Origin of the sequence: Mobilicoccus caccae (assembly GCF_030161635.1) — a bacterium.
Taxonomy (GTDB): Bacteria; Actinomycetota; Actinomycetes; order Actinomycetales; family Dermatophilaceae; genus Mobilicoccus; species Mobilicoccus caccae.
In genome coordinates, this window is sequence record NZ_BSUO01000001.1 from 1,889,260 (window position 1) to 1,903,970 (window position 14,711).

The following is a 14,711-nucleotide window of genomic DNA, read 5'->3' on the forward strand; positions in this document are numbered from 1 at the left end:
CTGCTCGACCATCCCTCGCACCCGTCGCGGGCGCTGCCCCCTCGAACCATGGTGGCCGATTTTTCGCATACTGGCCAGCTAGCACGTGTTTTCGAGGCGACATAGTTACGCGAACCCCGGTCTGCGTGACCGGAGTTCGCGTAACGAGATGGGGGCGGGAGCTCAGAGTGTCATGTCCTGACGGAAGTACTCGAAGGTCCACCCGATGATGGCGAGGACGCCGACGATGACACCGACGAGGAACACCCACAGGCCCAGGCGCAGACCCAGGAAGACCAGGATCGCCGCGACCGCGAGGGGCAGGGGCCACCAGGAGTGCGGGCTGAAGAATCCGTACTCGCCCTCCTGCTGGTACTGCTCACCACGCGGGTCGTCGGCCGGATCGGCGTCCAGCCGGCGCATCGTGGCCCTCAGGTACATCCCCACCATGGCGCTCATGAGGCCCAGGAGCGTCATGGCGACGACACCGACCGGCTCCACGCCACCGGGAGTGGCGAAGTGCGTCCACAGCCCGTAGACGATCGCTACAGGGACGAAGAAGAAGAAGCCTGCGTTGAAGAGGCCGGAGGCTTCCTCATCGAACGTTCCCCTCCCGCACGTCGTCACCGTGCTTCTTGTCGTCGAGATCCGGTTCGCCGTACAGCTCGTCGAGCACACCCTTGTCGGGAGTCGGGCTGTCGAACGCCGCCACCTCGGGGTGGTTGAGGTCGAACACCGGGCGCTCGGAGCGGATACGGGGCAGCGAGTTGAAGTTGTGCCGCGGCGGCGGGCAGGACGTCGCCCACTCCAGCGAGGAGCCGTAACCCCACGGGTCGTCGACCGTGACCTTGGGCGCGTGGCGGTGGGTCTTCCACACGTTCCAGAAGAACGGGAGCATCGAGACGGCCAATAGCACCGAACCGACCGTCGAGATGACGTTGAACAGGACGACGCCGTCCTCGACCAGGTAGTCGCCGTAACGACGCGGCATGTTCTGCATACCGAGGACGTGCTGGATGAGGAACGTGGTGTGGAAGCCGATGAACAGCAGCCAGAAGTGCCACTTGCCGAGCCGCTCGTCGAGCATCTTGCCGGTGAGCTTGGGCCACCAGAAGTAGTACCCGGCGAACATCGCGAACACGACCGTGCCGAAGACCGTGTAGTGGAAGTGCGCGACGACGAAGTAGGTGTCGGAGAGGTGGAAGTCCAGCGCGGGGCTCGCGAGGACGACACCGGTGAGGCCACCGAAGAGGAAGGTGACCAGGAAGCCCAGCGCCCAGATCATCGGCGTCTCGAAGGTGAGCGATCCGCCCCACATCGTGCCGATCCAGTTGAAGAACTTCACACCCGTCGGGACGGCGATGAGCATCGTCATGATCGAGAAGAACGGGAGCAGCACCTGTCCGGTGACGTACATGTGGTGCGCCCACACCGTCACCGAGAGGGCGGCGATCGCGATGGTCGCGAAGATGATGCCCTTGTAGCCGAAGATCGGCTTGCGGGAGAAGACCGGGAAGATCTCGCTGACGATGCCGAAGAACGGCAGCGCGATGATGTAGACCTCCGGGTGCCCGAAGAACCAGAACAGGTGCTGGTAGAGGATCGGACCGCCGTTGGCCGGGTCGTAGATGTGCATCCCGAAGAGTCGGTCACCGGCGAGGGCGAACCACGCCGAGGTGAGGACCGGGAACGCCATGAGGACCAGGATCGAGGTCACCAGGACCGTCCACGTGAACACCGGCATGCGGAACATCGTCATACCCGGCGCGCGCATGCACACGATCGTGGTGATGAAGTTGACCGCACCCATGATCGTGCCGAAGCCGGTGGCCGCGAAGCCGAGGATCCAGAGGTCGGCACCCAGGCTCGGGGTGAACGTGGAGTTGGCCAGCGGGACGTAGGCGAACCATCCGAAGGAGGCCGCGCCACCCGGCACGAGGAAGCCGGCGACGGCGACGATGCCACCGAAGAGGTAGAGCCAGTACGCCAGCATGTTCAGGCGAGGGAAGGCGACGTCGGGCGCGCCGATCTGCAACGGCAGCAAGGCGTTCGCGAAGCCCGAGAACAGCGGGGTCGCGAACAGCAGCAGCATGATCGAGCCGTGCATGGTGAACATCGCGTTGAACTGCTCGAGGTTCTGCAGCACCTGCAGACCGGGCGCGGTGAGCTCGGCGCGGATGATCAGGGCCAGGACTCCACCGATGGCGAAGAACACCATCGAGGTGATGAAGTACAGGTTTCCGATCACCTTGTGGTCGGTGGTGGTGATCACCTTGACGAACTGGCGCCCCAGCGAGGTCTGTCCGTCACTCGGCGGTTCGTGGTGTGCGGCGTCCTGAGGACGCGAGACGACCGAAGCCATCAGTTGCCACCTCCTTGAGGCTGGTACTGCTGCTCCCCTGGCTCACCGGGAACCAGGTGCTGGCGGCTGAGGGAGTTGTCGAGCATGCCCGTCTGTCCCCGGGCCTTGAGGGCAGCCATCTGCTGGTCGAACTCCTGCTGGGAGACGACCTTGACGTTGAACAACATCGTGGCGTGGTAGGCGCCGCACAGTTCGGCGCACTTGCCCTGGAAGGTGCCCTGCTGCTTGGTGTGGATCTGCAGCTTGTTGACCTTGCCCGGGACCATGTCGAGCTTCTGCTGGAAGGCCGGCACCCAGAAGGAGTGGATGACGTCGCGTGCCGTGAGCTGGAACTCGACGCGCGAGTTCTCGGGCAGGTACAGGGTCGGCAGCGTCTCCTCGACCCCGGGCTTGCCGGTGAGCTCGGCCTGCACGCCGGACTCCCACACCTGGGCGTCGACGTAGTTGAAGTCCCAGCTCCACTGCTTGCCGACGACGTTGACCGTGACGTCGGGCTGCTGCGAGGTGTCGAGCAGGATGGCCTCGTCACGGGCCGTGAAGAAGAAGATGACGCCCACCATCATCACGGGGATGATCGTGTAGAGGATCTCGATGGGGACGTTGTACCGCAGCTGCGGGGGCAGTCCCACGTCGTCCTTGCGGCGCCGGTAGCGCACCATGCACCAGATCGTCAGGCCCCAGACGAGGAACCCGACGCCGAGCGCCGCGATCCACATCCCGACCCACAGGGCGGTCACACGGTCGGCACCGGTCGAGGCGCCCTCGGGCAACCAGCCCCGCCGGGCCGCGTCGGAGCATCCGCTGAGGGCAAGGGTCGCGAGTGCCGCCAAACCGCCGAGCGCGAGGCGTGATCGCCGTGCGCGCCGTGGTGAGTCATCGTGCCGAGGCAAGGTGCACCTTCCGATTCGGTTCTGACGCCCCGCCGAGATGACGGGCGCAGGGCCCCTCCCGATATTTCCCGAGGGTATCGAGCGGGGTCGTGGACGTCGCCAGCATAGACCAGCCAGGTAGCCGATCGGCGTGCGGCAGGCCCGCTGTCTGACTGTCGTCGAATCGAATCAGACCAGGCGCCCGCCTGCCGGGAGGCGCTCAGGGCGTGTCGGTCCGGGCGCCCGACCGCTGCCACGCCTCGAGCAGCGCGGTCGGCATCGGCGCCTCCAACGCCCGCGAGAGCCGCCGCAGGTAGTCGGCCTGCGGGATGTCGACGATGCCCAGGGAGGCCAGGTGGGGCGTCGACCACTGGGTGTCGACGAACCGGCGCCGGTCGCGGTCGGCGAACATCACGTCCGCCAGCCTCACGAGCGCCACCTTGGAGGCGTCGGGGACGCGGTGGAACATCGACTCACCGGCGAAGAACCCGCCGATGGCCACGCCGTACAGGCCGCCGACGAGCTCACCGTCGCGCCACACCTCGACCGAGTGGGCCCACCCCAGCTCGTGCAGGCGGTGGTAGGCGGCGGCCACGCCGGAGGTGATCCATCGCCCGTCCCGCGCGGGGTCGGCGCAACCCGCGACGACGCCCGCGAAGTCGACGTCCAGCGTCACCTCGAAGTGTCGGACCGCCTTGCGCAGCGAGCGTGAGACGTGCAGACCGTCGGGCAGGAGCACCCCGCGCGGGTCGGGAGACCACCACACCAGCGGCCCGCTGCCGTGCCGGCCGACACCCATGGGGAAGACGCCGGCGCGATAGGCGGCCAGCAGAGTGCCCGGTTCGAGATCCGCGCCGACCCCGACCACGTCCTCGCCCCAGGCGCGTCGGGCGTCGAAGGTGTGCCGGCTGGGCGGCGGCTCGACGGGCCGGGAGCGGTCCTCAGACACGGCCTTCGGGCAGATGCGCCGCGATGACCTCGGCGTCCACCTCGCCGTAGGCGTCCGCCAGGCGGTCGCGCAGTCCGTGCAGGTCGTCCGCGTACTCCTGGGGACCGACGGGGCTCTCGACGACGTGCGTGGCCATGACGGCTCCGAGCTGCGCGCAGTGCTTCATGCCCATTCCTCGCACGATGCCCACGAGGAACCCGGCCCGGAAGGCGTCGCCGACACCGGTCGGGTCGGCCACGCGCCGTGCGGCGACGACATCGACCGAGATCGGTTCCTCGCCCTGGGTGACGACGGTACATCCGTCCCCACCGCGGGTGATGACCCGCGTCGTGACGCGGGAGGCGATCTCCTCGGCGCTCCAGCCGGTCTTCTGGATGGCCAGGTGCGACTCGTACTCGTTGGTGAACAGGTAGGTGGCGCCGTCGATGAGCCGGCGGATGGACTGACCGTCCATGAACGCCATCTGCTGGCTGGGGTCGGCCGCGAAGGGGATGCCCCGGTCACGGCACTCGTCGGTGTGGCGCAGCATCGCCTCCGGGTCGTCCGGGCCGATGAGCACCAGGTCGAGGTCGCCGACCCGCTCGATGACCGGACCGAACTCCATGTCACGCGCCTCAGACATCGCGCCGGGGTAGAACGTGGCGATCTGGGCCTGGTCGTCGTCGGTGGTGCACACGAAGCGCGCGGTGTGCGCGGTCTCGGAGATGTGGACCGAGGCGCAGTCCACGCCGTGACGCTCAAGCCAGGAGCGGTAATCCGCGAAGTCGGCGCCGGCCGACCCGACCAGGACGGGACGCTCCCCGAGCAGGGACATCCCGAAGCAGATGTTGGCCCCCACTCCCCCTCGACGGATCTCGAGATCGGAGGCGAGGAAGGAGAGGGACACCTTCTCCAACTGCTCGGCGAGGAGGGAGTCGGCGAACCGCCCCCGGAAGGTCATGAGGTGGTCGGTCGCGATAGACCCGGCAACAGCGATAGGCACGGACCGAATCTACCGGCCGGGCCCGATGATCTCCGCGTCGGCACCCCGGGTCGGGACCGTCGTTCGGGGTGGGGCATGCGAACAGGGCCGCCCCGACCTCGTCGGGACGACCCTGCCTCGCGTGTACGTGGTCGCGGCTCAGCTGAAGGAGTCGCCGCAGGCGCAAGAGCTACCGGCGTTCGGGTTGTCGATCGTGAAGCCCTGCTTCTCGATGGTGTCCGCGAAGTCGATGGTGGCGCCCTCGAGGTACGGCGCGCTCATGCGGTCGACGACCACTCCGACCCCGTCGAAGTCACGCACGGCGTCGCCGTCGAGCGTGCGCTCGTCGAAGTACAGCTGGTAGATGAGTCCGGAGCAGCCACCGGGCTGCACACCGACCCGCAGTCGCAGGTCGTCACGGCCCTCCTGCTGCAGCAGGCTCTTGACCTTGGACGCGGCCACGTCGGTCAGCAGGACACCGTGCGCCGCCTCGGTGATCTGGTCGTTCTGCACAGTCATGATGCTCCCTTGTCTTCGATGGGGGGCCGCCGCTTGGGTGAGCGGATCGACGACCCACGGTGAGGCCACCCTTCACAACACCGTAGCGCCCGTGGATCTTCCCGTCGACGCCCCCGCCCCCCGCGATCGGCGTGTCAGGGGGCAGGTGTCAGGGGGACCAGGTCCCGGCCACCCGGGCGGCGCGTTCGGTGAGCGAGCCGACCGGGTCGGCCATCATCGCCTCGGTCTGCCCGGGGCGTTCGGCCACCGCGTAGACGCCGGTCACGCCGAGCGCCATGGTCTCGCGACGTCCGACGGTGACCTCACCGGCGAGGACGACCGTCGGCAGCCCCCGCGCGGAGGCGAGCCGCGCCACTCCGGCGACCACGCCGCCCCGCAGCGAGGTCCAGTCGAAGCAGCCCTCCCCGGTGAGGACGAGGTCGTGGCGATCCAGTAGGGCCTCCATGTCCCAGGCCTCCTCGACGATCTCGACGGCACTGCGGATGTGACCGCCAAGCGCGAGCAGCGCGTAGCCGAGGCCACCACCGGCTCCGGCGCCCGGCTCGCGGTCGAGGCGGCGGGGCAGTCCGGTGAACAGGTCCTGGGTCGGTGGGCTGGTGCGGGAAACGACCTCGTGGAACCGCCCCAGCGCCCGCTCGAGCGCCTGGGACTGTTCGACGGAGGCGCCCCGCTCGGGTGAATCGAGGGCCGAGGTGCCGTCGAAGCCGAGCAGGGGACATGTCTCGTCGGTGGCGACGATCACCTCGACGCCGGCGAGCAGGTCCTGGGCCTCGGCGAGTCCGGTGAGCGCGTCCTCGGCCATCTCGTGCAGGGCTCCCCCGCCGCGGGCGAGGCGGGCCGGGTCGCCGACCCCGAGCGCGCACAGGAGTCCGGCTCCCCCGTCGTTGGCGGCCGAGTCGCCGACGGCCAGGACGACGCGGTGCGCCCCTTCCTCCAGCGCGGCGCGGATGAGCTGCCCCACGCCGAACGAGCTGGTCATGAGGGGGTTGCGCTCGTCGGCACCCAGCAGGTGCAGACCGCACGCCTGCGCCGCCTCGGCGTAGGCCGTGCGGATGATCGTCGACCCGGAGGTCTCGTCGACCAGCAGCAGGGAGGCGGGCACGTCGCGCCCGAGCGGGTCGCTGACGGTCGTCGCCACCGACACCCCGCCGACGGCCGTGGCGAGCACCGACAGGAATCCGGGGCCGCCCGCGGACAGCGGTGCGAGCGTGAGCTCGTCGTCCGGGGCCCGCAGTCGCCACCCCTTGGCCATCGCCTCCGCCGCCTGGACGGCGGTGAGGATCCCCGGGAACGATTCGGGGCAGATCAGGACGCGCACGTGCTCTCCCGCCGGGTCAGGACGCCGGAGCGACGTCGTCGAGACGGCCGAGCTGGTCGAGCAGGAGCGCCTCGGCGAGGCAGACCTTCTCGAACTCCGCCAGGTGCAGGCTCTCGTCGGGCCCGTGCGCCCGGGTGTCGGGGTCCTCGACACCCGTGATGAGGATCGCCGCATCGGGGAACGTCTCGGCGAACTCCGAGATGAAGGGGATGGAGGCACCGAGCCCGACGACGGTGGGGTCGGTCTGCCACGCGGCCTCCAGCGCGGCGTTCGCGGCCGCGACGACCGGTCCCTGCGTCGACGCCGTGAAGCCGGCGCCGGCGTCCTCGAGCTCGACCTCCACGTGGACACCCCACGGCGCGTGGGATTCCAGGTGGACCTTGAGTGCCTCGAAGGCCTGGTGGGGGTCCTGCTCCGGGGCGATCCGGACCGAGACCTTGGCCCGGCAGGAGGGTGAGAGCAGGTTCGCGGCGACGTCCACGGCAGGGGCGTCGATGCCGACCACCGTGATGGCGGGCTTGGTCCACAGTCGCGAGGCCAGCGAGCCGGTCCCGATGAGGTCGACGCCGTCGAGGATGCCGGAGTCGGTGCGCAGCGTGTCCTCGGGGTAGTCGACGCCGAGGTCGTCGGTGGCGGTCAGCCCCTCGACCGCCACGTCACCGGCGTCGGTGTGCAGCGTCGCGAGCAGGCGGCACATGGCCGTGATCCCGTCGGGGACCGGGCCGCCGAAGAGGCCGGAGTGCAGGCCGTGATCCAGGGCGCGCGTGGTGACGGTGAACCGCACGTTGCCGCGCAGCGTGGTCGTGAGCGAGGGGGTGCCGATCGCCCAGTTGGCCGAGTCGGCGATGACGATGGCGTCGCACTCGAGCCGGTCGGCGTAGCGGGAGAGCAGCGCGGGCAGCGACTCGCTGCCGACCTCCTCCTCGCCCTCGACGAAGAACCGGATGGACACCGGAGGCGTGCCGTCCTGCGCGCGCAGGGCGGCGACGTGGGCCATGACACCGGCCTTGTCGTCGGCGGTGCCGCGGCCGTAGAGGCGCCCGTCGCGCTCGGTGGGCTCGAACGGCGGTGACTGCCAGTCGGAGTCGGGCCCGGGCGGCTGGACGTCGTGGTGGGCGTAGAGCAGGACCGTCGGCGCACCGGGAGGTCCGTCGATGCGGCCGATGATCGCCGGGTGCCCCTCCCCTCACGGACGACCTCGACCTCGGCGCCGGCCCCGGCCAGGAGCTCGGCGACCTTCTCGGCGCTGCGCGTGACGTGCGCGGCGTCGAAGGAGGACAAGGACACCGACGGGATGCGGACCAGATCCTCCAGATCGGCGCGGACCGTGGGCATCAGCTCGCGGATCCGACCCCGGAGATGGTCGACGCGGTCGGACGGCAGCGACGTCTGCGGCTCAGTCATCGCACCAGCCTAACGATCGATTGGAGTCGAGCGGGGTGGTCACGGATAAGGTGAGGCTCGTGTTCGGACGGAAGAAGAAGGAAGGCGAGCCCACTCGCACCGGGTCGACCGCGGCATCGGCCGCGTCGATGACCGAGGCGAGCTCGCCGGTGCGCCCGGGGGCCAAGAATCGGCCCACCCCTCGCGACGTGAGGCGGAGGCGGCGCGGCGGCGACCCATCGTGCCCGCCGACCGCGAGGCGGCCAAACGCGACTCCCGCCAGCGCGAACGTGCCGAACGCAGCAAGTACCGCGAGGCGATGTACCGCGGTGAGGAATGGGCGCTCGGCCCGCGGGACAAGGGCGCCCAGCGCCGGTTCATCCGCGACATCGTCGACGCCCGCTGGAACATCGGTGAGTTCCTGCTGCCGATCATGATCGTCGCCCTGCCGATCAGCCTGTTGCCCTACGGCTGGGCCTACACACTCGGGTTCGCGGTTCTCTACGGCATGCTCTTCGTCACGATCCTCGACGTCGTGCTGCTGGTGCGGCGCGTCAAGAAGGCCGTGCTGGCCAAGTTCGGCGAGGAGCCCCAACGCGGCACGGGCTGGTACGTGTTCTCGCGGTCGGTGCAACTCCGTGCGGGCCGGGTGCCCCGACCGCAGGTCACGCGCGGCGGGCAACCGATCCCCACGCGACCGGCCTGAGCGGTCAGCCGGCCGCCAGGCTCATCGGTCCGTAGACCTCCCGCTCACCCTCCAGGAGGGTGACCTGCTCGACGCCGGCGTCGGCGAGGTCGGCCCACCCCTCGGACAACCAGGCCTCGGCCTCGCCCTGGCTCGGAAAACCCGAGCCGGGGACGACGTCGCCACCCACCGGGGTACCGTCCGAGCTCTCGCACCGCCAGGTCCATGCGTTCGACGAAGTCATGTCGGCGACCCTAGGCCAACATCGATCCCGCCGCGAGGCATCATCCCTGCGCGAAGCGGGCCACGTCGCCGATGACCGTGACGGCCGGCGCGGTGACCTCCGGCGGCGCGCCCTCGGCGAGGCTCGCGAGGGTGGCGGTGTACACGCGTTGACTGGGCAGTGCGGCGTCCATCACCGACGCGACCGGCGTCTGTGCGGGGCGGCCCGACTCGAGCAGCGCTCGCGCGATGCGGGGCAGGGTCTCCACACCCATGAGCACGACCACGGTGACTCCGCTGCGTCCCAGGGCGGCCCAGTCGACGGTGCTGCGAGGATCTTCCGGCGCCGCATGTCCCGACACGACCGCGAACCCCTGGACCAGACCGCGGTGTGTGACGGGGATGCCGGCGAGCTCCGGCGCCGAGACCGCGGAGGTCACCCCGGGCACGACCTCGACCGGCACACCGGCCTCGACGCACGCGATCTGCTCCTCCATGCCGCGGCCGAAGACGAACGGATCGCCGCCCTTGAGCCGGACGACGCGCTTGCCGGCCGTCGCGCGATCGACCAGGACGGCGTTGATCCGCTCCTGGCTCGTGGAGCGGCCGCGGGGGATCTTGGAGACGTCGACGACCTCGACCTCCGGCCCCAGCTCCTCCAGGAGCGCCAGCGGGGCGAGCCGGTCGACGACGACGACGTCGGCGTTCAGGACCGCCTCGCGCCCGGCGACGGTGATGAGGCCGGGTGAGCCGGGTCCGCCGCCGACGAGGACGACCGATCCCCCACCGACAGAGCCCGATCCACCGACAGAGCCTGATCCACCACCGGCGTCGGCGTCGCCACCGGCCCGGCGTGAGGCGGGGCGTGCCATCGGCAGCACGCCCGCCTCGGCGGAGTCGAGCAGGACGCGGGCGTCGAGCTCGGAATCACCGCTCGCGGCGGCGACGACGCTCATCCCGTCGAGGTCGTCCGCTCGGTAGTCGCGGTCGTGCCACGTGATGAGCCCGCGCTCGACCAGGTCCTGCACGGCGATCTCGAGGGTGGTCGCGACGAGGCTCACCCGGGCCCCGGCGCGCAGGAGTTCGCTCACCGGGCCGATGGCCTCGACGCCGCCGCCGACGACGAGGGCGTCGCGCTCGCGCAGGAGGACCTCGACGGATCGACGATCCCGGCCACCCGGTGCGGTGTGCTCAGTCCTCACGTTCGGTGACTCCGGCGCTCTCGAAGGTGGCTCCCTCGGCCAGCACGTGGGCCGCCGCCTGCAGCAGCGGCACGGCGCAGACCGCCCCGCTGCCCTCCCCGAGACGCATGCCGAGGTCGAGCAGCGGGCGGAGTCCGAGGTGTTCGGTGGCGCGCCGGCAGCCGGGCTCGGCGGAGTGGTGCCCCGCGAACCAGTAGTCGACGGCGGCGGTGGCGATCGCGGCGGCGACCACGGCGGCGGACAGGGCGATGACCCCGTCGAGCACGATGGGGGTGCGTTGCGCCGCCGCACCGAGGAGGAATCCGACGAGGCCGGCGTGCTCGAAACCGCCGACGGCGGCCAGGGTCACGAGCGGGTCAGCCTCGCTCACGCCGTGACGCTCCAGCGCGCTGCGGACGACCTCGGTCTTGTGGGCGAGCATGGCGTCGTCGATGCCCGTGCCGCGGCCGGTGACCTCCTCGGGCGAGCACCCGGTCATCGCGGCGAGCAGGGCCGCCGAGGCCGTCGTGTTGGCGAGGCCGAGGTCGCCGGTGACGAGGAGGCGGTTGCCCTGGGCGACGAGGTCGCGGGCGACGTCGATCCCGGCCTCGACGGCCAGGCGGCACTGCTCGGGGGTCATCGCGGGCTCGACCGCCATGTCGGCGGTCCCCCGGGCGACCTTGCGGACCAGTACGCCCGGCCGGTCGGGTAGGTCGCCCTTGACACCCATGTCGACGACCGCGACCTCCACGCCGACGCTGCGGGCGATCACGCTCGTCATGGCGCCGCCGTCCATGACCGCGTGGGCCATCTGCATCGTGACCTCCTGCGGCCACGCGGTGACACCCTGGGCATGGACGCCGTGGTCGCCGCAGAAGACGGCGAGGGCGACCGGCTCGGGGATCGGCGGCGGGCAGGTTCCGCTGATCCCCGCCAGGCGCACCGAGACGTCCTCGAGCTCACCGAGCGACCCGGCGGGCTTGGTGAGGATCGCCTGACGGGCCAGCGCGTCGGCGCGGGCGGCCTGGTCGACGGGCGCGATCGCGGCCACCGTCTCCTCGATGAGTGACATGGGTTCTCCTCCTGGGAGCCGTCGGGCACCCCACGTGTCGTGATGGACCGCCCAGGCGAGCGGGCGTCGGCGTGCCCACCCGCTCAGCGCGAGCTCGGGGGCGGGCGGGAACTCCTCGACATGGCCGATGCAGAGGAAGGCGACGATCTGCAGATGGGCCGGCAGGCCGAGTTCGGCGCGCAGTTCGTCCGGGTCGAAGAAGCTCACCCATCCGACGCCGAGGCCCTCGGCGCGGGCGGCCAGCCACAGGTTCTGCACCGCGCAGGCCACGGAGAACGGCGCGGTGCGCGGGTCGGCGTGGCGCCCGAGGGTGTAGGGGCCGCCGCGGGTCGGGTCGCAGGTGACGACGATGTTGAGCGGGGTGGCCAGGATGGCCTCGACCTTGAGCCCGTCGAAGCGTCGGGCGCGCGGGGTGGGCAGGCCCGCGGCGAACCGCTCCCGTTGCCGGGTCGCCAAGGCGCGCACGCGGGTGCGCACCTCGAGGTCGGTGAGCAGGACGAAGTCCCAGGGCTGGGACAGCCCGACGCTCGGGGCCTGGTGGGCCGCACCGAGGACACGCAGGAGCACGTCGTCGTCGATCGGCTCCATCGTGAACCCGGTGCGGATGTCGCGCCGGTTCGCGACGACCCGGGCGAGCGCCTCACGCTCGGGGGCTGCCATGGGTGGGGTCGTCATAGGTGCTCCGTTCTCGGGTGCTCGATCGTGCGCAGGATCGCGGCGAGGGCGTCGAGCAGATGGTCGGTCGGGCCGGCGTCGCGGACCGCGAACCGCAGCCAGGTGGGTCCGAGCCCGGGAAAGGTGTCCGCGCGCCGGACCGCGATTCCCTGCTCGCGCAGGCGGAGTCGCAGTTCCGGCGCCCGCGGGTGGGAGGCCAGGACGAAGGGACCGGCCGGGGGCCGACCACGGCGAAACCGAGGCCGGTCAGCCCGTCGACGAGCCGGGGGCGGTTCTGCGCGATGCGCCTCGAGACGTCCGCGACGTGGGCCACACCCTCGGCCGTGGCCACCGCCTCGACGGCGGTCGAGGCCAGGTGGTTGACCGACCAGTGCGGCTGCACGCGGGCGCACGCCTCGATGACATCGGGGTCACCCACGAGGAATCCCGCACGCAGCCCGGCGAGTCCGAAGGTCTTGGTGAGGCTTCGCACGACGACGACCCCCTCACCGGCCCCCGCGTGCCGCAGCAGCGTGTCCTGTTCGCGGGGCACGACGTCGAGGAACGCCTCGTCGACGACGAGCACGCGTCCCGGGCGCCGCAACCGCAGCAGGTCGGCGGCCGGGTGCAGCACCGAGGTCGGGTTGGTGGGGTTGCCGAGGACGACGAGGTCGGCACCCGGGTGGGCGGCGTCGAACTCCGCGGCGTCGAGCACGAACCGGGGCGCGCGCAGCACGTGCCATCCGGGGTCGAGCCCGGCGGCACGCAACGCGGTGTCCGGCTCGGTGAACTGCGGGTGCACGACGACGGGGCGACGCCAGGCGCGCGCGCGGGCCAGGAGGTGGAAGGCCTCCGCGGCGCCGTTGGTCAGCAGGATCCGGTCTCCCGGGACGCCGAGGTGGCCGGCCAGGTGGGCGGTCGCGGCGCTCGGGTCCGGGTAGGCGCTGAGGTCGCCCAGCGCCGCCGTGATCGCCGCCCGCACGAACTCCGGAGGCGCCGGCACCGACACGTTGACGGCGAAATCGAGCATCCCCCGGGCCTCCACGTCGCCGTGGTGCTCGAGCAGTCGGGGGTCGAGGGAGCCGGGGTCGGTCGTCATCGCAGCTCCCCCGCGCCGACCGCCGCGGCGAACGACGCGGCCACCCGCGGAGCTCCCGCCCAGTGCAGGTGCAGGTAAGAGGCGTGGACCCGCCCCTGCACCCAGCCCTCACGATGGGGAGTGCCGTCGCGGTCGTGCCAGCCCCAGGCCGTCCGGCCGTCGGCGAGGTCGGAGGTGTGGGTGGTGTCGGTCGTCTCGGTGGGGTCGGGTTCGACCACGGTGCGGTGGAACTCGTGGCCCGTGACCCGTTCACCCTCGCGTCCGAGCACGCTGTCGGCGAGGGCCACGGCGCCGCGATAGCCGAGGGTGAGTCGGCCCGTCATCCGGGCGCTGATCGGGAGCACGCCGCACATCGGGTGGCCGTCGAGGCTCCGGGCCAGGTAGAGCATCCCCGCGCACTCCCCCGAGATCACGCCACCCTCGCCGGCGAACCGCGCGATCTGGTGCCGCAACCCGGCGTTGGCCGACAGCGCGGCGGCGTGGACCTCCGGAAATCCGCCGCCCAGGACGATGCCGTCGACGCCCGTCGGCAGGGAGCCGGTGAGCGGGTCGAACGTGACGACCTCGATGCCGGCCGCCTCGAGCAGCTCGACGTTCTCGGCGTAGGAGAACGTGAAGGCCTCTCCCCGGCGACCGCGACCCGCCTGGCGCGTGCCTGCGCACCGCCACCGGTCCAGCCCGCCGCGGCGAGTTCGGCCGCCGGATCCCACGGCGTCTCCTCGAGATCCGGCGCCGTCCTCGCGAGGTCGAGCACGGCGTCCAGGTCGACGTGCTCGCCCACGAGCTCGCCCAGGGCGGCGACGGCGGCCATGGCCTCGGGAGTCCGTTCGGCGGCCGGCACCAGGCCGAGGTGGCGGCTCGGGACGACGACGTCGGGGCGCCGCGGCAGGACTCCGAGGACGGGGACCCCGGTCACCGCGACGCCGTCGCGTGCCTCACGTTCGTGTCTGGGCGAGGCGACGTTGTTGAGGATCACCCCGCCGATGCGGACGCCGGCGTCGAAGGTCGCGAACCCGTGGACGAGGGCGCCGACGCTGCGGGAGGTCGAGGCGCAGTCGACGACGAGGACGACAGGCGCGCGGGTCAGTTCGGCGACGTGGGCGCTGCTCGCGAACCCCTCGCGGCCGAGGGCGCCGTCGAACAGACCCATGACGCCCTCGATGACGGCGACGTCCGCGGGCGCCGGGGTCATCGCGCCGTGGAGCAGCAGCGGGACGATGCGTTCGACGCCCTGCATGTGGGGGTCGAGATTGCGGCCGCGTCGACCCGAGGCGGCGCCGTGATACCCCGGATCGATGTAGTCGGGGCCGACCTTGTGTGGGCTCACCTGGAGCCCCCGCGCACGCAGCGCCGCCAGCAGGCCGGTGGTCACCATCGTCTTGCCGCTGCCCGAGGACGGGGCCGCGAGCAGGACCCTGGGCAGGGCGAGGCGACCGGTGAGGGGTCGGGGATTCGACA

13 protein-coding genes and 2 pseudogenes are annotated in these 14,711 nt (G+C 71.3%); 1 reads left to right on the forward strand and 14 read right to left on the reverse strand.

Going from position 1 to position 14,711, the window contains the following annotated elements; translation table 11 throughout:
• Window positions 1-162: 162 nt before the first annotated feature.
• From QQK49_RS09145 to QQK49_RS09180, 8 genes and pseudogenes are all read right to left on the reverse strand, one after another.
• The gene (locus QQK49_RS09145; protein ID WP_284303641.1) at window positions 163-606 is read right to left on the reverse strand and encodes a cytochrome c oxidase subunit 4; all 444 of its coding nucleotides are present in this window, start codon (window positions 604-606) and stop codon (window positions 163-165) included.
• Window positions 575-2,341 (reverse strand): aa3-type cytochrome oxidase subunit I, encoded by a 1,767-nt coding sequence (gene ctaD / locus QQK49_RS09150; RefSeq protein ID WP_284303642.1) that lies wholly within the window; start codon window positions 2,339-2,341, stop codon window positions 575-577. Before ctaD ends, QQK49_RS09145 begins: the two co-directional genes overlap by 32 nt.
• Window positions 2,341-3,231 (reverse strand): aa3-type cytochrome oxidase subunit II, encoded by an 891-nt coding sequence (ctaC, locus tag QQK49_RS09155; protein ID WP_284303643.1) that lies wholly within the window; start codon window positions 3,229-3,231, stop codon window positions 2,341-2,343. Before ctaC ends, ctaD begins: the two co-directional genes overlap by 1 nt.
• Window positions 3,232-3,430: 199 nt before the next feature.
• Window positions 3,431-4,159, reverse strand: a complete 729-nt coding sequence (gene aat, locus QQK49_RS09160; protein ID WP_284303644.1) for a leucyl/phenylalanyl-tRNA--protein transferase — start codon at window positions 4,157-4,159, stop codon at window positions 3,431-3,433.
• Window positions 4,152-5,141, reverse strand: coding sequence for a carbohydrate kinase family protein (locus QQK49_RS09165; RefSeq protein ID WP_284303645.1), 990 nt, complete (start codon window positions 5,139-5,141; stop codon window positions 4,152-4,154). The genes aat and QQK49_RS09165 overlap by 8 nt, the downstream gene beginning before the upstream one ends.
• 138 nt (window positions 5,142-5,279) lie before the next feature.
• The gene (locus QQK49_RS09170) at window positions 5,280-5,639 is read right to left on the reverse strand and encodes a HesB/IscA family protein (RefSeq protein ID WP_284303646.1); all 360 of its coding nucleotides are present in this window, start codon (window positions 5,637-5,639) and stop codon (window positions 5,280-5,282) included.
• 148 nt (window positions 5,640-5,787) lie between these two features.
• Window positions 5,788-6,957 carry a glycerate kinase family protein gene (locus QQK49_RS09175; protein WP_284303647.1) on the reverse strand — a complete coding sequence of 390 codons (1,170 nt, stop codon included), beginning with the start codon at window positions 6,955-6,957 and terminating at the stop codon, window positions 5,788-5,790.
• Window positions 6,958-6,973: 16 nt separating this feature from the next.
• Window positions 6,974-8,361, reverse strand: a pseudogene (locus QQK49_RS09180) (dipeptidase).
• A 220-nt stretch (window positions 8,362-8,581) separates the two neighbouring features.
• On the opposite strand from QQK49_RS09180, the gene QQK49_RS09185 reads away from it, so the two are divergent.
• Window positions 8,582-9,046, forward strand: coding sequence for a DUF3043 domain-containing protein (locus tag QQK49_RS09185; protein WP_284303648.1), 465 nt, complete (start codon window positions 8,582-8,584; stop codon window positions 9,044-9,046).
• A 4-nt stretch (window positions 9,047-9,050) separates the two neighbouring features.
• Here QQK49_RS09185 and QQK49_RS09190 read toward each other — a convergent pair whose 3' ends face one another.
• From QQK49_RS09190 to QQK49_RS09215, 6 genes and pseudogenes are all read right to left on the reverse strand, one after another.
• Window positions 9,051-9,269, reverse strand: coding sequence for a hypothetical protein (locus tag QQK49_RS09190; RefSeq protein WP_284303649.1), 219 nt, complete (start codon window positions 9,267-9,269; stop codon window positions 9,051-9,053).
• Window positions 9,270-9,309: 40 nt separating this feature from the next.
• Window positions 9,310-10,449 carry a uroporphyrinogen-III C-methyltransferase gene (gene cobA, locus QQK49_RS09195; RefSeq protein ID WP_284303650.1) on the reverse strand — a complete coding sequence of 380 codons (1,140 nt, stop codon included), beginning with the start codon at window positions 10,447-10,449 and terminating at the stop codon, window positions 9,310-9,312.
• Window positions 10,439-12,175 (reverse strand): nicotinate-nucleotide--dimethylbenzimidazole phosphoribosyltransferase, encoded by a 1,737-nt coding sequence (cobT, locus tag QQK49_RS09200; protein WP_284303651.1) that lies wholly within the window; start codon window positions 12,173-12,175, stop codon window positions 10,439-10,441. Before cobT ends, cobA begins: the two co-directional genes overlap by 11 nt.
• Entirely contained in the window at window positions 12,141-13,253 is a 1,113-nt protein-coding gene (locus QQK49_RS09205) for an aminotransferase class I/II-fold pyridoxal phosphate-dependent enzyme (RefSeq protein ID WP_284303652.1), read from the reverse strand. Before QQK49_RS09205 ends, cobT begins: the two co-directional genes overlap by 35 nt.
• Window positions 13,250-13,963, reverse strand: coding sequence for a hypothetical protein (locus tag QQK49_RS09210; protein WP_284303653.1), 714 nt, complete (start codon window positions 13,961-13,963; stop codon window positions 13,250-13,252). The genes QQK49_RS09205 and QQK49_RS09210 overlap by 4 nt, the downstream gene beginning before the upstream one ends.
• Window positions 13,939-14,628 (reverse strand): annotated as a pseudogene (locus QQK49_RS09215) (cobyrinic acid a,c-diamide synthase CobB); the annotation flags it as partial. The pseudogene QQK49_RS09215 and the gene QQK49_RS09210, both read right to left, overlap by 25 nt.
• Window positions 14,629-14,711: the final 83 nt, after the last annotated feature.